The 17,565-nt window shown below is 38.9% G+C and carries 13 protein-coding genes; 7 read left to right on the top strand and 6 right to left on the bottom strand.

Going from position 1 to position 17,565, the window contains the following annotated elements:
* Positions 1-651: 651 nt before the first annotated feature.
* Positions 652-1,185, top strand: coding sequence for an IQ calmodulin-binding motif-containing protein (locus C200_RS05095; protein ID WP_016212485.1), 534 nt, complete (start codon positions 652-654; stop codon positions 1,183-1,185).
* Positions 1,186-1,446: 261 nt separating this feature from the next.
* Positions 1,447-1,617, top strand: coding sequence for a transposase (locus tag C200_RS16700; protein ID WP_080664820.1), 171 nt, complete (start codon positions 1,447-1,449; stop codon positions 1,615-1,617).
* On the opposite strand, the gene C200_RS05090 is transcribed toward C200_RS16700, so the two are convergent.
* Positions 1,600-4,656: an efflux RND transporter permease subunit gene (locus C200_RS05090; RefSeq protein ID WP_016209620.1), complete on the bottom strand. Its 3,057-nt coding sequence runs from the start codon at positions 4,654-4,656 to the stop codon at positions 1,600-1,602. The two genes, C200_RS16700 and C200_RS05090, sit on opposite strands and share 18 nt — an antisense overlap.
* 86 nt (positions 4,657-4,742) lie before the next feature.
* Complete coding sequence (locus tag C200_RS05085; protein WP_016209619.1) at positions 4,743-6,191, bottom strand: efflux RND transporter periplasmic adaptor subunit; 1,449 nt, start codon at positions 6,189-6,191, stop codon at positions 4,743-4,745.
* A 432-nt stretch (positions 6,192-6,623) separates the two neighbouring features.
* On the opposite strand from C200_RS05085, the gene dusA reads away from it, so the two are divergent.
* The 5 genes from dusA to C200_RS05060 all read left to right on the top strand — a co-directional run bounded on the left by dusA (position 6,624) and on the right by C200_RS05060 (position 14,254).
* Complete coding sequence (gene dusA / locus C200_RS05080; protein ID WP_016209621.1) at positions 6,624-7,628, top strand: tRNA dihydrouridine(20/20a) synthase DusA; 1,005 nt, start codon at positions 6,624-6,626, stop codon at positions 7,626-7,628.
* A gap of 120 nt (positions 7,629-7,748) precedes the next feature.
* Positions 7,749-8,147 (top strand): hypothetical protein, encoded by a 399-nt coding sequence (locus C200_RS05075; RefSeq protein WP_016209617.1) that lies wholly within the window; start codon positions 7,749-7,751, stop codon positions 8,145-8,147.
* A gap of 39 nt (positions 8,148-8,186) precedes the next feature.
* Positions 8,187-10,010, top strand: a complete 1,824-nt coding sequence (locus C200_RS05070; RefSeq protein ID WP_016209627.1) for an autotransporter assembly complex protein TamA — start codon at positions 8,187-8,189, stop codon at positions 10,008-10,010.
* Positions 10,007-13,309 (top strand): translocation/assembly module TamB domain-containing protein, encoded by a 3,303-nt coding sequence (locus C200_RS05065; RefSeq protein WP_033923701.1) that lies wholly within the window; start codon positions 10,007-10,009, stop codon positions 13,307-13,309. Before C200_RS05070 ends, C200_RS05065 begins: the two co-directional genes overlap by 4 nt.
* Before the next feature lie 30 nt (positions 13,310-13,339).
* Positions 13,340-14,254, top strand: a complete 915-nt coding sequence (locus C200_RS05060; RefSeq protein WP_016209616.1) for a L,D-transpeptidase family protein — start codon at positions 13,340-13,342, stop codon at positions 14,252-14,254.
* Positions 14,255-14,324: 70 nt separating this feature from the next.
* Here C200_RS05060 and C200_RS05055 read toward each other — a convergent pair whose 3' ends face one another.
* The 4 genes from C200_RS05055 to C200_RS05040 are packed head-to-tail and all read right to left on the bottom strand — an operon-like array spanning position 14,325 to position 17,565.
* On the bottom strand, positions 14,325-14,954 hold the full coding sequence (locus tag C200_RS05055) for a DotU family type IV/VI secretion system protein (protein WP_016209618.1): 630 nt from the start codon (positions 14,952-14,954) through the stop codon (positions 14,325-14,327).
* A gap of 44 nt (positions 14,955-14,998) precedes the next feature.
* Positions 14,999-15,433: a lipoprotein gene (locus C200_RS05050; RefSeq protein WP_016209632.1), complete on the bottom strand. Its 435-nt coding sequence runs from the start codon at positions 15,431-15,433 to the stop codon at positions 14,999-15,001.
* Entirely contained in the window at positions 15,414-16,154 is a 741-nt protein-coding gene (locus C200_RS05045; protein WP_016209630.1) for a hypothetical protein, read from the bottom strand. Before C200_RS05045 ends, C200_RS05050 begins: the two co-directional genes overlap by 20 nt.
* Before the next feature lie 13 nt (positions 16,155-16,167).
* Positions 16,168-17,565, bottom strand: coding sequence for a hypothetical protein (locus tag C200_RS05040; protein WP_016209625.1), 1,398 nt, complete (start codon positions 17,563-17,565; stop codon positions 16,168-16,170).

Here is a 17,565-nt window from a genome sequence, read left to right as displayed (position 1 = left end):
CTATTCGTTGAGTGCTATAGCGCATCATTTAATTTAAAGAGCGCTTGACTAATTTTAATATTTAATACTTTCTTAAAATTCTAATTATTACTTGGCTTCACTTTAATTTTTCCCTTAAAATTTTTTTATAAAATTAAAAAATCATTTTAAAGACAAAAATACTAACATTTAATCAAATATTCAATAAATATCTAGAGTATTTTAAAAATGAAAAAAAATTTAATTTATATATAATTTACAAAAAAATATATTTTTTACCAAAAATAAATATTTATTTTGATGAAAAATGTTATTTTTGTCAGATGAAAAACTATAAATCATACTCACGCACAAAATTAATAATTAATTTTATTCCATATGGGGATAAACTTATTTGTTCAAGCAAGAAAGTTTGCGGCAACCTAGCAAAATATTCAATAAGAATCTTGCTGGGCAAATTAATAATTTAACCGATAGGAGTCATGGAATGCTAGTCATGTAACACCTTGCGGTGAGGTAGTTGAGGAGTTTATGGTCACTATATTTTGTAAAGTGATTTGCATTATTGGGTGTGCAAAACACCTACCAATATAGCGACGCTTATGTTGTAAATAATTGAAGAGTTAATAATGCCAAAGTTTAAAGATTAGAGGGTTAGAGGGTTAGAAGATTATGCCAAAACAAGAAGAAGCTGCACTCAAAATTCAAAGCTTTTTTAGACGCTATCAAACTCAAAAAAAGTTTCGAAAGCCAAGTCCTACTCAATTAGAAAAATACAAAACATTTGCTGTTGGTAATGATCCGTTTCTTCAGGTTCAAAAATTAAGCAAACCGAATGCTAACTACGCCATTGTCGGTACAGGAGCACTAAGAAATTTATCAATTGCTCATGAATTATCATCAAACGATTTAGGCGTTAAGCCTCATATTTTTATAGTCGACAACTCTTCCGATGTGCATAAATTTTGGTTTTTAGTAAAAGAGCTTTTTCAACAATCAGAATCGCTGGATGATTTCTTCAGAAAGCTTCCTCAATCCAACTTAGTAAGGTCTAACTCATTTCTTGATTTAGCCGATGTTTTCACTCTTCCTGCGCAGTATGGTTGTGATATAAACTCTTATCCAAATCAAAAATTAGTAACATACTTTAGAAACCTTTGGCTGGACAATGAAACTAAATTTACATGGACTAAAAGCTTAGTGTAAAGCCCCCATTTTTATGCGTTACGCTTGCTACAGACCTAACGGCCTTTCGCAACTCCGCTCTGCTAAAAACCCGAACCTACCTCGGCCTACTCACCCCGTGCTTAGCACTCCATGGCTCGCAGCGGAGGAACGTTATGATGAACTTGCTCCTGACTATCGCCTAAATATAATTGGCTGTTTATCTTGTAAAAAGTGAAGTCCACCCTGTGTATTGGAAGGGCGCTGTGATACCAAGGTCATTGAAACTTACATTGAAAAAATATTGCTTCCAACACTCAGGCCGGGGTAACTGTTACTCTTGATAATGCCAGCTTTTACAAATCACAGAAGATACAAAATTTAACAGAATCGGCTGACTGCCAGGTCAAATATTTACCTGGTTACTCTCCTGATTTAAGCCCGATCAAAACAAAATTAACTGCGACGAAATGACCACTTAAACTGGCTTAATGCCCCTAAATAGGTATAAGCAACCGGTACAACAAAGAGGGAAAATAAAGTACCAAAACCTAAGCCCCCGACAAGCACCCAACCAATTTCTGAGCGACCAATCGACCCTGGCCCTGTTGCAAAAGCCAATGGTAATGTGCCAAAAATCATCGCAAATGAGGTCATTAAAATCGGACGTAAACGTGTTTTCGCAGCTTCTGCAACCGCCTCATAACGATCGAGGCCCTCTTTAACCAGCTGATTGGCAAATTGAACAATTAAAATACCATGCTTAGAGACCAAACCAACTAATGTGAGCAAACCAATATTGGTATAAAGGTTTAATGTTCCACCAGTGATTTTCAAGGTAATAATCGCCCCAACAATACACAGCGGCACCGTCAATAAAATAATCAATGGGTCAATAAAGCTTTCAAACTGTGCCGATAAAATCAAATAAATAAAGACAAGCGCCAAAAAGAACATGCTTAAGGTACTACCCTGTGAGTCGGTCAGTGACTTAATCACTCCGGCATAGGTATAGTTTTGATCTTTTTGCAACAACGGTTGCACCACTTGATCAATGTATTTTTTCACATCGCCCGCACTATAGCCGGGTGTAATGGTCGCGGTAATCGCAGCTGCATTCATTCTGTCATAGCGCTGCAGCGTCGAAGTACCAACAATAGGGGTCAACTTAACTAAACTTGCCAGTGGCACAAAATGTTCTGTTGCTGATTTAACGTATAAGTCTTGCATCACATCGAAATTACCTAAGTATTTTCTTTGCACCTGTACACGCACCGGATAGCTATTGGCACCTTTATCAAAGTAAGTAATCTGCTTGCTATTCATCATTGTGCCTAAAGTATTCGCAATATCACCCATACTCACACCAAGACGTGCAGCACGATCACGGTTAACGGTCAAAGAAAATTGCTGCTCATCATACTTTAAACTCGTTTTAAGGCCCGACAATCCAGGGTAGTCTTTCAATACCGCTAATAATTTATCTGATGTTGACTTAAGCTCAGTTAAATTATCATTTTGCTGAATAATCTTTAAATCTAACCCTGTATCTGAGGTTCCATACGACACCGGGTCGGGAATATCATAACTGACTAAGAGCCCTGGAACATTTTCATCAGTCAGCGGGCGTAAATGCTCAATAATTTGCTGCGTCGTTAAATGGCGCTCACTGCCCCACGGCTTCATCGTGACAAAATTAACCGGACCACCTGCAATAGAGAATGCCAGATCATAGGCAATTCCAGGTACTTTTGTCATTTGCTCGGATAATTGTGTCATATAGCGGCCCACATACGCCGTATTCGATCCCGGTGGTGGTGTAATCACTGTATTAAAATACCCAATATCTTCCTTAGGCACAAGCTCTTGAGACGTATGTAAATACACCCAATAACCTGCACCAGATAAGGCAATAAGCCCAACGATAATCCATACGCGTATTTTTAATACCCGCACTAAAAGCGCTTTATAACGCATCGCCAATGCATCTAAAAAACCCTCAATACGCCGCATCATACTTGAAGTACGCTCTATTGGTTGCAATAGTTTTGCACTCATCATCGGCGATAAGGTTAACGCAACAAAGCCAGAAATCACCACAGCACCTGCTAAAGTAAAGGCAAATTCACGAAACACAGTGGCTGTAAAGCCTGAACTTAAACCAATGGGAATATACACAGCGGCCAGCGTTAAGGTCATAGCAATAACAGCAAAAACGATTTCTCGGCTGCCCGCTAAAGCCGCTTCAAATGGCGACAAACCTTTTTCAATATGGCGATAAACATTTTCAACAACAACAATCGCATCATCAACCACCAAACCAATCGCCAGCACGACAGCGAGCAAGGTCATAATATTAATCGTAAAGCCAAATAACAACATGACTGTAAACACAGAGACAATACACACAGGAATCGTCACAATCGGAATAATCGCTGCCCGAAGTGAACCTAAAAACAGTACAATAACCAAAATCACTAAGATTACAGCTTCAATAATCGCCTCAAAACACGCATGAATTGCATCCAATAAAAAAACCGATTGATCATAGGCTATTTTTAACTCCATGCCTTTAGGTAGGCTACTTTGCAATTTCGCAATTTGCGCGCGCGCCTCTTTAGCTACATCAATCGGATTTGCCGTTGTCGTTGGGCGAATCTCCATAACGATGCCATTTTTTCCATTAATTTTCATCGGCGATGGTGTTAATGAATTTTCACCCAGTGCCACTTTTGCTACATCTCCAAGGCGTACGGTTTGGCCATTACTATCACGCAAAATTAATGCAGCAAACTGCTCAGGGCTGGTAAAGCGTACATGGGTAACCAAAGTAAAATTACGATTTTCCCCTTGAATCACTCCAGCTGGAAAATCTACATTGTCCTCACCTAAGGCATTCACCACATCACTGGCAGTAATTTTTAAGGCGGCCATGCGCACGGGATCTAGCCACACCCTCAACGCCCGTGACGATCCACCAAAAACCCACACCGCACCGACACCGGGTAAATTTTCGAAATAATGCTTTATCTTATCATTGACAAATTGATTCAAGTCATCCTGGCTCATACTTGGATCAATAAAAGCAAGATTTAATGTCGGCGTTAACACAAACTCTGTCGATACCGTTGGTGGATCCATCCCTGCAGGCAATTGTGTACCCTGAATGCCGGCAATTGCACCACGAATATTATTCACCTGGGCATAGTAATTAACCTGATTATTAAAAGTAACAGTAATCGTCGTTGAACCAATTTTACTGGTACTTTTTATGTCAACAATGCCACTAGCACTACTTTGAATCGCATTTTCAATTTTGCTTGCTACATCCTTGGCCATGCTTTCAGGCGATGCACCATCTAAAGACGCGCTGATTTGCACAGTGGGTGAATCAAAACGGGGAAAGTAAGTCATCTCTAAACTATTAAAACTTACAACACCGACAATCATCAGCATAATACTTAAAACCGCCGCAAAAACAGGATGGCGAATGCATATTTCAGGTAATTGCATTAATCAGCACCTTAACTTTAACCTTTACTTTTAATCTTTCATTCTTTTACTAATCTAAATTAAATAAAATTAAATTAAATTTTAAATTAGTTCGTTTTATGGTCCTGATGATCTAAAGTCAACTTAGCTTGATTCGACGTGGATGCTTGAGGCATTACTTTTGCTATCGTTCTATCATCCTTTAATGCTAATGCTGACTCTCGTTTACTGCTTTGCTGTCGGCTCTGCAGATTATTACCATTTTGCTTATTCTCATTCTTATTCTTACTCTCAACTTTAGTTTTAATTTCAGCTTCAGTTTTATTGTCTTTTTTATTTTCTTGGCCTGGCTTGCTCTTGCTCTCTTGATTCTTATCTGAACTAATCACAGGCGACTTTGACTTGGGTGCTGTTACTCTGTCCTGTACAGATACAGGCGCCGCAGCTATCACCTTAACCGACACGCCATCTTTTAACTTTTGTGTCCCTGCAACAACCACCTGCTGATCTGCAGTTAACCCTGTTAACACTTCCACATTACCCTGGTCCCGGCTCCCCAACGTCACTTTTACCAAATGAGCAATGTTATTTTTGACAATATAAACACTTGCTCCCTTCTCATTCACACTCACTGCTGTTTCAGGAACAATCAACACCCGATGCTGATTACCGAGCAACTGTTTCACACTCACATACATCCCCGGGGAGAGTTTATAGTCTTTATTTTGTATTTCTGCCTCTAATGCAATAGTACCGGTATCTGTATTGACCGTCGGTGAAATAAATTGAACCAAGCCACTGACCAACTGGTTACTCGCATCTGATTTGACATTGACACTCTGGCCAAGTAACAACTTGGATTTTTGCCCTTGAGGAACCGAATAAGCGACTTTTAACGGGGAAATTGCAACCAGACGGACAATCGCTTGCCCCGTACCAACATACGCACCCAGATTAATATTAAATTCACCTAAAAAACCAGTAAACGGCGCAACCAACTGACGCTGTGCCAACTCTACCTTTTTCCCTTCCACTTTTGCTGACGCCTGCACCATACTCGCATGCTCTTTGTCCAACATTTGCTCTGATACACCGCCAATTTTGCTGAGCTTTAAATAGCGCTGATAATCAAGTGCTTTCACTTGCGCATCGGCAAGCAGTGACTTTAATTCAGCCTTTTCACTGGCATTATTCAATTCAGCAATAATCGCTCCCTTTTTAACATACTGACCATTTTTATAGTTAATTTTGGTGATATGCCCAGCAGCATCAAAGCTTAGCGTCACCTCTTGTGAGGGTGCCAATGTGCCCAATGCCTGCAGAGAGTCTTCAACAATCACTTCCTTTACTGTCTGAGTTTGCACAGAAACAATCGGAGTTTTTATCATTTGCGCAGAAACTTCACGATTTAGGTTATGTGAACTGTCCTGCTGACTACTCGGACTCACAGAACCTGCAAAAACAGCACTTATACACCATACAGGCAAAATAATACTGCCTAATATAACCCGTCGATAATACTGCTGTGGGAACTTTACCTTGCTATTTTTATTCATTATTACGCTTACTACTTAAATATCTCGATACTACATCTAACAACAAACCTAGTGACTAAACTTAAAAAATCATTACAACTCACTACAACTTCATATATATAGCTAGAGCTTAAACTTCGTTTATGCAAAATCAATAAACACACTAAAAAACGCCAACTCACTCTAAAACAACGACGATCATAGTAACAAACAAACATTAAGCAAACGTTATGCCTCAATGCCCTATTCACTCTCTACACGCGTGTTCAATTCAGGTTTTCTAAAGTGCTATAAGTCTTATTGTTAAATCAACAACATTAAACTTTTTTACCTTAAATGACAAGATAGTACACACGTATAAACACATTCGAGCTTGCACCTTACGCTCAATTTAGCGATAATCTAGCGCTTTTATTACTTTATTTAATTAATAATAAAACTTGGTAGTTTAACATGTCTGCTGTTACCCATCGATTTTCAGTCGCTCCGATGCTGGACTGGACTGACCGTCATTGTCGTTATTTATTTCGCTTACTTTCAAAACATGCTGTTTTATATACAGAAATGGTGACCACAGGGGCACTTCTACACAATGATCCCAAACGCTTTTTACACTGTGATAGCCTTAGCACTCCGGTTGTTTTGCAATTAGGTGGCAGTGATCCACATGCCTTAGCCGAATGTGCCGAGCTTGCAGATCACTATGGTTATAGCGAAATCAATTTAAACGTCGGTTGCCCAAGCAATCGTGTACAAAATGGCCGCTTTGGCGCCTGCTTAATGGCAGAGCCCACACTTGTGGCAGAGTGTATTGCAACCATGACAGCAAAAGTAACTATTCCTATCACAGTAAAGCACCGTATTGGTATTGATAATCAAGAAGGCTATGACTCACTCTATCAATTTGTTGATACGGTGCGTCAGGCAGGCTGTAAACATTTTATTGTGCATGCACGCAAAGCCTGGCTTCAAGGCTTAAGCCCAAAGCAAAATCGTGAGATACCGCCCTTAAATTACGATTACGTCTATCAAATAAAGCAAGATTTCCCAAATTTAACCATATCAATTAACGGCGGTATAGAAACAATAACTCAGACCCAACATCACCTTAACCACGTCGACGGTGTCATGGTCGGGCGGGCAGTATATCACCAGCCTTTACTGCTTAGCCATATTGACCAAGAAATTTACCATCAGCCAAACAACGTTAACTTAGCAACAACAGCAGTTGAAACAGCCATTACAACAGTCAAGCAAATGCTTCCCTACATAGAGAAAGAACTACGCCTGGGTACACGCCTCAATCATATTACTCGCCACATGCTTAATCTTTTTCAAGGTGTGGGGGGCGCAAAACGTTGGCGACGCCACTTAAGCGAACATGCTCACCTGAAAGGTGCAGATACCACAACAGTCGAGCATGCACTCGCACTGATTGAACCTGACCCACAATCTTAATTTATCCACCTAATTTAGCAATGATTGAAAAAACCGCAGCAGCAAGCTAAGATAAGCGCTACAAATCATGACTAATAACGACGAAATAATGACTAAACCGTCACTGGGAATTGGGCTTACATGAAAAGATTATCACTACAACAAAATATCAGCTATCTTATCTGCATTATAATCACCGTGGTCATTACTCTTGCCATCAAACCCTCTTACCCAAATGACCCTCGTGGCATTTTATTACCCGCCAGCAGTCAGCAGTTCACCCCATTGCAAGCCGATCAGGTACAACTTGTTAATTATTTGCCCGGCGGCATTAAAGTCGGCGCTATTAATATAGAAATGCATTTAACCTCGACTCAAGCTGCTGAGGTAAAGACAGCAATGGGTAAAGTAGAAGCCTATGCCAAAGCGCTTGCTGCTCAATCAGGCGCAAATGCGGTTGCAGTCATCGGTGGCGGCATAGCCAACTCCCCTCAACCATTAACCGCCCTCGTCTTTCGGGGAGTTGCATTTCGCAACTAAACACCAGGCAGTGGGCAGTATCGACGATGGCGATTTAGTATGTATCAGCGTCCTTGCTTCGCTCACTTATGTTTATTAATCCATAACGCACGACTATTATTACTTTTTCTCTGCTTAATTTGCATTAACAACAGCTTTGCCAACCCAGCAACCACTTCTATGTCAAGTAACTATCTCGTAAAAATCAGTGGTATAACCGGCGCCCCCCTCAAAAATATTCAACATGCTTTGAGTGTTTTTCGCTACAAAGCCTATATTTCTAAGCAAACTAAACTGCGTTTACCGCTGTATTTTCAGCAAGGGAAAAAAGAGATTATCGCCTCCTTACAACCTTATGGCTACTTTAATAGCCAAGTCACTGCGGCAATTCACTGGAATATAAAACCTATTCTCATCACCTACATGATTAATCCAGGCCCACAAACAACCGTCAGTAAAATTATTCTCAATATTAGCGGTGAAGGCAAAAATTTACATCAATTCAAACACTGGCAAAAGCGTTTTCCTCTACAAGTGGGCCGCCCGATGATCAGCATAGACTATGAAAATGCCAAAGCACGTCTACTTGCCTGGGCCAATGAACTTGGCTTTTTTAATGCGCTATTAACCTCACACCAAGTCACTATCAATAGCAAAACACATCAAGCGACGATTACCCTCGCAATGGATACCGGGTCACGTGCATATTTTAGCTCAGTCAACTTTAATCAAAGCAAGCAAAATAACTCAGCACCTTATGCAAACTCATATTTAAAGCGCTTTATTCCATTTAAAGCCAACACACCCTATCAAGAATCAACACTTGTGCAATTACAAAGCAATTTAATTGCAAGTAATTTATTTGATGAAGTCATCGTTAGTCGAGAAAAAACCCAAACGAGTACTCCTCCCAAAGTTCCCTTAACTGTGACATTAATTCCTAAAAAGGCCAAACACTATAAGCTTGGTTTGGGCTATGGCACAGATACCGGCATACGTGGCACCCTTGGTTTTGATTGGCGGCGCGTCACCGCTAGCGGCCAAAACCTCTCTAGCCAAATTCAGCTCTCACAGATCGCAACCCACTATAATCTGGCTTATATTATCCCTGGCCAAAATCCATTAACCGATGCCACAACACTAAGTGCTGCCGATTATTATGACCACCCTGACTCTTATACCAGCACCACTCAACAGATTGGGCTTGGCTATACCTCAACCTATGGTACCTGGACCTACCAAGCCAATCTAAAGCATCAATGGGTACAGTACAATATCAATAATGGCTTAAATCAAAACACCAACCTGACAATTCCTGAACTGTCTCTTTCACAGATTGTGCCCACACAGCAAGGCTTTTGGCATAACGGCTATCAAATCACTTCAAATCTACAAGCCGGTATTCCCGCATTAAGTCCGATTAATTTTACACGCCTAACACTCAATGCGCGCCTTGCTCATAAACTAACAAGAAAAACCCGTATGTTACTTGGCGGCGCCTTTGGGTTGATAGAAACCAATAACTTTGGCGAATTACCACCCAATTTGCGTTTTTTTGCCGGAGGCTCAAATAGCATCCGAGGTTATGGCTATAAATCCCTAAGTACAGCCTCTCCTGATGGCCAACAAATTGGCGGCCGCTATTTATTCACTGGCACCCTCGCCTATGAAATTCAATTACCGCACCAATTTGGTCTCAGTGCCTTTTATGACCTAGGTAATGCTTTTTATAATAAGCCGAAATCTCTTGAGCTCATGCAAGGCGCTGGCTTACAACTTGCCTGGTATAGCCCAATCGGTCCAGTCAAACTTGCAGTTGCTAAAGCCCTCAGCTTATCGGGCACCCCCTGGCACATCCATTTTAGTATTGGTTTTTTCATATGAGAATCATCAAAATTATCAAATGGTCCATACGTATTCTAGTTGCTACCAGCATGTTTCTAGCAATATCGCTATTTCTTCTGATCTGTACACCGACAGGAAGTAAGCTATTAATCAAAGTCAGCCAATCACTGATTCCATCTTCGGTTCACTTAACTGTTGATTATTTATCTGGCACACTGCTGACAGGCATTCATGCCAATATTACCTATTCCCAACCCAAAACAACAGCGCCAGACGCTATTCAATTTAAAGCAGTTCATACACAAATAAAAATTGATCTATTGCCTCTACTGTCTGGAAATATTCGTTTATCTCAGCTGCAAGCCCAATCAATCACTATCACAACCGAACCTCAAACAAAAAAAATCACCACGAAGACTAAACTTAATCGAAGCAACCCTAATAACAGCCAGTTCAACGATATTTTTATTCCTAAAATATTTATCAATCATTTTTTAATACAAGCACTCACATTCAAAGGCCAACAATTAAAAAATATCTCCGGGAATGCTTATCTGCATGCCAGTAATAATACAATTAATACCAGTGTACAAATACATGGCACTTATCACTCTCAAACATTTTACTTAAGCCTAAGTGGCTATGGTCCGAGCCAGCAGTTTAACAGTCAGCTAACATTTATTAGTCACCAAGATACAATGAGGCGCTTAACTCTCATTGCCACAGGTCAAGGTAATTTAAGCCAAAATTATCAATTTAAATTAACCGGTCAAGCACTTCAAAATACGCCCATCAAGGGCAATGCAAGATTTAACCTCACAAAAAAAACATGGCAGACTCAATTAAGCATCACAAAATTAAATCTTGCTCAGTTTAATTCACGCTATTCAAGCCAAATGAACATCCGCTTAACAGGCGACGGTAATCAACAAACTGGACAATTAAAGTTCCATCTTGATGGCACACTATTTAAAGAAAACGTCTTCGCCTTAAGCAATTTAAGCTATAACCCTCACACCATCAATTTTAATATTCAGGCCCATAACGGCAATAATAAAATTATGTTGACGGGCACACCCAAGCAAGCAACGCTTGATATTAACTTAAAACAAATTGATCATATTCTTCCTGATAGCACTGGCCAAGTAAATATTCATGGCAATCTAAGCCTTAAGAAAATAAGTCTCATAGGCAACATCGATCATTTAATTTTAAACGCCCCAGAAATATACCCTATTTTAAATAATTTTCGTATCAAACAAGCTCATTTTAATCTCGATCAGAATAACATATCAAATACAGTAACCGCCTCATTGTTTGTAAAAAATTTAATACTTTTTAAACTACCGATTAAATCAATCAATAGTCAATTTAAATTAAAGTCCAAACATTTTTTGCTCTTAACGAGACTACAAACAAAAAAATTACAGCTTGATCAACAAGCAAAGGGTCAGTTAACTGAAAAAAATATAATTAATATTACATTAAATAAATTTATTATAGAAAATTTAGAAAAAAATAGCGCTATAAATAAAGATACTAAGTTAAGCTTAGTTAAGCCAGTCATAATTAAATTTAATTTAAAACAGCCCATCCTGCTGACTGCCAGCCCCTTTATTTTAAAAAATCGCAATCGCAGTCAAGGTCTATCACTTGAGTTAATCCAGTCTAATACTGACAATATTTACACTATTCAGGCCAAACTTGAAAAGTTTCCCTTAAATCTCATCAATTTAGTCACATTAAATAAACTGCAATTAACTGGCTCTTTATCCGGCATGCTGAATTTAAAGCTCAATCAGGCAACTCGAAAGCTTATTCATATCAATACAACACTTAGCAGCAGCGCAGGTGAGATTAAAGCCATAAACCCCGCCAGTCAGCGTATTAAAACCGTTCACTTTCAGCCGTTATCACTCATCATTCAAGGTGATCAAAACAATCTCACCGCTCAGCTTAACTGGGCCTTAGGTCAAGCAGACTACATCAATGCTCAGATTTATTTAGATCACTACAAAAATTTAGCCGGGCATGTGAATTACTCACTCAAAGCAGTTAATATTCTTGGCTTTATTCCAAATATTAATATTCAAAACCCAAAGCTTACCGGCACCCTTAAGCTCTCTGGCCAGATCACCAGCCCACGCATTATAGGCAGCACAACACTCATCGCTGACCTTTATTTACCCAGCACAGGTGTCGAGCTTAAACAAACTAAAATGACCCTAACAGCCGATGGCTCTTCTCACATTGCCATTCAAGCTCAAGCCACCACGGAAGGCAATCAAGGTCACCTGTCGCTACATGGCAACATTGATGTGACTCACTTACAACCACAAGCGACCTTCATCATTCAAGGCAGCAATGTTCAGTTAGTCGACCTACCCTATGCAACACTTTATGCTGACCCGAATATCACTATTGCTTATGGCAAGCGCTTGATCATCACTGGCAACTTGGCGATGCAACAAGGGCGTATTCAAATTGACCAAGTTCCTCAAAGCACAACACTCCCTACTGATATTAAGATCAAAGGTCAAACACAAAATCAGTCATTACCCATCAATACCGATATCACATTAACGCTTAATAAAAGCATTCACATCAATGGCTACGGCCTCAACACCCAAATTGAAGGACAGCTTAATATTATCAGCCAACCCAATCAACTCACGCGTGCACATGGCAATTTAAAATTACTTGATGGTACCTATCGATTACTCGGCCAAAGTCTTAATATTACTCAAGGTCAACTTATTTTTAGTGGGAATGCGATTCAAAACCCCGGTTTAAACATCAATATTGAGCGTCAAATTACCCCAAGCAATCCAGCTGACGAAGCTATCACTGCTGGCGTTAAAGTCACCGGCAATCTGAATAAACCGGCATTAACCCCTTATTCCACACCAACACTGTCTAAAGCAGACATCCTTTCTTATCTACTTTTTGGCACGCCCGTCCCTCAAACCAGTAGTGGCAATGCAGCAATTCTAGCTCAACTAGTGACTTCATCTAGCCTGTTTAATACAGGAACGGGTGGTATTGTTCAAGACATCAAAAAAACATTCGGCCTGTCAGAACTTAGTATTCAAAGTAATACTTCCACAACACAAACCGCGACCAGTGAAGAAGAAAGCAACTTAGATTCACTGCGCTCTAGCACCTCACTCGTCCTTGGCAAATATCTTGCACCTGACTTATATATCAGTTATAGCGTTGGCTTTTTGGGCCAACAGATTGCCAGTGTCCGCTACCGACTTAACCAAAACTGGAGCATTAATACTGAAGCAGGCACAACCAGCGCTGTCGATCTATTCTATAACATAGAGAAAGACTAAATATAAAGCAATAATTGGGATTAAACACGCGTGAAAGACAAGCCGTCTCTTTTATTTATTTTACTTTTACTCTATAGCAATTTTACTATTTATTCAGTCTATGCACTACAACTTCCCTTGCCCAAAAACAATGAGTCCATCATCGGCCACAGCCTACAGGTCACTGCTCAAAAAAATGATAACTTTATGCACCTCGCCCGCTTATATAGCTCAGGTTTTCATGAACTGATGGAAGCCAATGCCGATATTTCACCCTGGCATCCATTAAATGGTGAAAACGTCACCATCCCTACCGAATTTATTCTCCCCGATGCACCTCGAGATGGTCTTATTATTAACTTGGCAGAGCTTAGATTATATTACTTTGACCATCATAGTAAACGCCTGTTCACTTATCCTGTCGGCGTTGGTAAACGTGGTTGGATGACACCTGTCGGCAAGCGCGTCATCAGCCACAAACTGCATAAGCCCTACTGGCACGTTCCAGATAGTATTCGTGAGCATTATGCCAAACAAGGCAAATATCTAGCAAAGTCAGTTGCACCAGGCCCTAAAAACCCATTAGGCAAGCACGCAATGCGTTTAAGCCATTCAAGTTATCTTATTCATGGTACCAATAAAATCATGGGCATCAGCCGTCGCACCAGCTCTGGCTGCATCAGTTTATTTCCTGAAGATATTGAAAACTTATTTAACATCGTAAAAATTAATACACCCGTTTATATCGTTAATCAGGCGTATAAAATAGGGGAAAAAGATAATCAGCTATTTTTGGAAATCCACAAACCTCTTTATGAGTTTAAAGCCACACAAAACAAACTTAATCAACAAGTCGTTTATGCCTTGCTTAAATATAATCAAAGTCAACAATATCAACTTAACTGGGATAAAATCATCAAAGTGATCAATGAGCAACGTGGCATACCCACTCTCATCAGCAACTAACATGGATTACACTACATTAATGACATTAAAAATATAAATCAATGTATACCTAAATTAAACTAAACTTAAACTACAGCAAATAAATAATTAAACACGATATTATATATAATAAGATAACTGTAACAACAATATATCTTTTCTTTGCCAGTAAGTAAAACCAACGTTTTTTAGTAACTTTTTGATTTACAAGAGCTGCTTGCTCATTAAATAATAACGTTTTATCTGTATTATCTAGCCCTAACTTTAAGCGTTGGGCACATTTAGCTTCCAGCTGGATTAAATAATCACGAGCAATATTATTATTATAATTCACCATCTCGCCCATAAAGCCATCTTTTAAAATAAAATAATAAATCTGATAGACAATTTTAGGATAATATTTATTATCTACAATATGGTTCAATGCCTTATAAAAGTAGTTCCCCCCCGTATCCACATCAAATATTTCACGCTGCACCAACTCCCAAGATTCTCCTTCAGCATGACCTACTTTTAAATTAATAAACTCATCAACATAAACAGTTAATGCAAATGTAATTAAATAAGCAATATCGCCACCATAGCTTTTTCCTAAGAACAAATTAATCGATTTAATTTTATCGATAATAGTTTTTCTATATTCTGCCTGCTTAATTTTGCTTTGCTTGTATTTTTTTACGATTACTAGAAAACAAGAAACTTTAAATATTGCTGACTCCATACCTGACCTCGCTTTATTAGCGTTAATTTTAATTAAATTGCTTATTAACCCATGGTGACTTTATCACTGCTGACATCCACAGTAACCTTCTTCACCCCGGGCTTAACTCTCAATTTCCATTGACGGCTATCGCTATTTAATAAAAAATACAGTGACGTTGCTTTTTTCCTATCCAGCGGATAACTAAAGCTATAGCTTGACTCATATTTAGGTGTAATAAAATAACGCTGATACTGGCTGCTATTAAACTGACTATACAGACTATAATAACTATGGCTGATGTAGCTTTTATTATTATCTTGGGCAACCAACAAATAAAAATTATTACCATTATTCGTATATTGATGGGTTGTTACCTTAATCGTTAGCTCTGGGTCACCACCTAACCCAAGCATTGAGCAACCACTCATCAAGGCTAATAAAGCAAATAAACTGACGATATTCCAGCGTGCTAATAAGTTAATTAATAATTTTTTCATAGATCTTCACTCGTTTATAATCTAGTTTTGATCGTGCTAATATTTTAGGCTTTGCTGGGGCCGTATACTGCCCGGCTAATGAATGAACACTATATGCAATCACTTGATAGTTGGCAAAATTATCACGATAGCACGATAAAATACGCTCAAGGCAATCCAGTTTTAACTGGCAATCTACCACTTTCGCATACATATTAATCTCTATTACTTTCATAGGGTATTCAGCAAAACGCCCCAGTGTGATGTACCCTGATAATTGGTCCTCAACAAGACGAAATATCTTCTTAGTCGATGATTTTTTAATCGACCTTGAAGATACATCAAACTGTAAATTCCCAAACGCCAGTGAAAATAATTTTCGCATCATCGCTAAACTATGGCAATTTAACGACTCGATGCTCGGCAATAACCGGCCCTTGACAAGCATGGCCTCAATACCCGAATGCTCTTGTAACAACGTATCGAGTTCAAATTTTAATAACTGATCAGCAATTGTTTGAATAAAAAGGCTTTCTTCTGTTTTATCATCATATAAAATACCATCAATCGACCGCCCATCAAATTTGGACTGGACAGTCAGCAAGCCATCATGTACCTTAATTTCAGCCGCTTGGCCATTCATTGATACCGCATCAATATAGCCCCGTGGTGAGTGCCGGCCAATTTTTGAACTAAAATAAATTTGCGCATAAGGTACCCCTTGGCTTACCAAACGGTTCACCAAAAGGCTTAAATTATTTGAGTGTTTTATAAACGACACGATAATTCAACATATTAGTAAAGTTATAATTAATAAACCGTTGTAATACTTTGCACAAATAAACAAATAAACGTTCATCACGCACATCACCGATAAGAACATGTAAGCAAATAACAAAGGTATCGGAAATACGTGTCACTTCGGTACGAATCATACGTTTTCTTAGCGCAAAGAATAAGCTATCTTTTTCAACGAGTAAATCAAAAAACACCTGAATTGAGTTTAAATCGGTTACATTTCCAAAATTAATGGCCATAAAACGCTCAACGATCACCTGGCGATCATCATAATTCATGAGTTTTGCCGGTTGCGTGGTGACTGGCAAAAAAATAGCCTTCTCTTCCACATCAGCAACCTGTTCAATCTCTTGTATCGGCAGATCAGTAAAACACAAACACTCTATATCGATAAAGCCTGGATCAGCTGTTTTATCATCCACGCCCGTGTAGTGAAGCTCTAACAGTGGCTTTGAGAAACTTTCATAATGAAGTGTATAATTCAGTGCTGAATAATCATGGAATAAATACCGTGGATAAATATCACTATCTTGATGATGGATCCGCAATAGCTTAAAAAAATCACTATGATCATCATCAAATAGCAATGGGTAGCAATCTATATCATTATTTAAGTAAATACGATTTGCATGGCGCGGGTATACTCCGAGTAAAGTAAGAGCGTTCCACTCTAAATGCTGCACGACCTCTCCAACACAGTCATACGAATTCAATTCGATATAAAAGTCAAGTTGGCGTGCTGAATATGGAGTGGCCACATTGATCATTAAATCAAAAAAACAAAAATGCTCTGGTGAATGTACCATCTGCCTTAATAATTGATTACGACAGACTAAACTATCAATATTCTGACAATCAAGATAGGCTTTAAATTCAAGATCCTGATTAATAATCACTTGTGAGCCACAGACATTGGTTTTCAAAAAACTAAATGCCGCAACCGTCTCTATCGCCTCTTCATGTTGTAGATAAAAACGAAAGCGTGACTCAGCATTAACAGTCACGTCCTGATTAAATTCTAGAGAAATGATAATTTTCTCATTATTAAACGAGTAATTGACCTTAGCCAAATCATATAATGGTGATTCAAATACATTCATCGCTTCATAGGTCTCATCCATACCTGAGACCATCAATCCCTGCCCTTTATTAATCGAACGAATAGCACCATTATTGCTACTTTCTAAGTAATTTAACTTCACCAACCCAGAAGAAGGCAGTGTACAAAACAAACTATGATATAAATCAATTAAACGATTTTTCTTCAATCGTGCCGTATATTGATAAAACTGCTGATACACTTTATCTATATTAAAGGCAATTTCTCGCTTTAAACTTTTTGTACTACTGTTCAT

This window comes from Piscirickettsia salmonis LF-89 = ATCC VR-1361 (genome assembly GCF_000297215.2).
GTDB lineage: Bacteria > Pseudomonadota > Gammaproteobacteria > Piscirickettsiales > Piscirickettsiaceae > Piscirickettsia > Piscirickettsia salmonis.
Note: the sequence above shows the minus strand (reverse complement) of the source record. Positions and strands in the feature narration are given on the sequence as shown.

Bases quoted from the DNA above. Each gene is read 5' to 3' on its own strand.
- C200_RS05095 (WP_016212485.1), top strand. From the start codon at position 652: ATGCCAAAACAAGAAGAAGCTGCACTCAAAATTCAAAGCTTTTTTAGA.
- C200_RS05090 (WP_016209620.1), bottom strand. From the start codon at position 4,656: ATGCAATTACCTGAAATATGCATTCGCCATCCTGTTTTTGCGGCGGTT.
- C200_RS05085 (WP_016209619.1), bottom strand. From the start codon at position 6,191: ATGAATAAAAATAGCAAGGTAAAGTTCCCACAGCAGTATTATCGACGG.
- dusA (WP_016209621.1), top strand. From the start codon at position 6,624: ATGTCTGCTGTTACCCATCGATTTTCAGTCGCTCCGATGCTGGACTGG.
- C200_RS05075 (WP_016209617.1), top strand. From the start codon at position 7,749: ATGAAAAGATTATCACTACAACAAAATATCAGCTATCTTATCTGCATT.
- C200_RS05070 (WP_016209627.1), top strand. From the start codon at position 8,187: ATGTATCAGCGTCCTTGCTTCGCTCACTTATGTTTATTAATCCATAAC.
- C200_RS05065 (WP_033923701.1), top strand. From the start codon at position 10,007: ATGAGAATCATCAAAATTATCAAATGGTCCATACGTATTCTAGTTGCT.
- C200_RS05055 (WP_016209618.1), bottom strand. From the start codon at position 14,954: ATGGAGTCAGCAATATTTAAAGTTTCTTGTTTTCTAGTAATCGTAAAA.
- C200_RS05050 (WP_016209632.1), bottom strand. From the start codon at position 15,433: ATGAAAAAATTATTAATTAACTTATTAGCACGCTGGAATATCGTCAGT.
- C200_RS05040 (WP_016209625.1), bottom strand. From the start codon at position 17,565: ATGAACAGTAGTACAAAAAGTTTAAAGCGAGAAATTGCCTTTAATATA.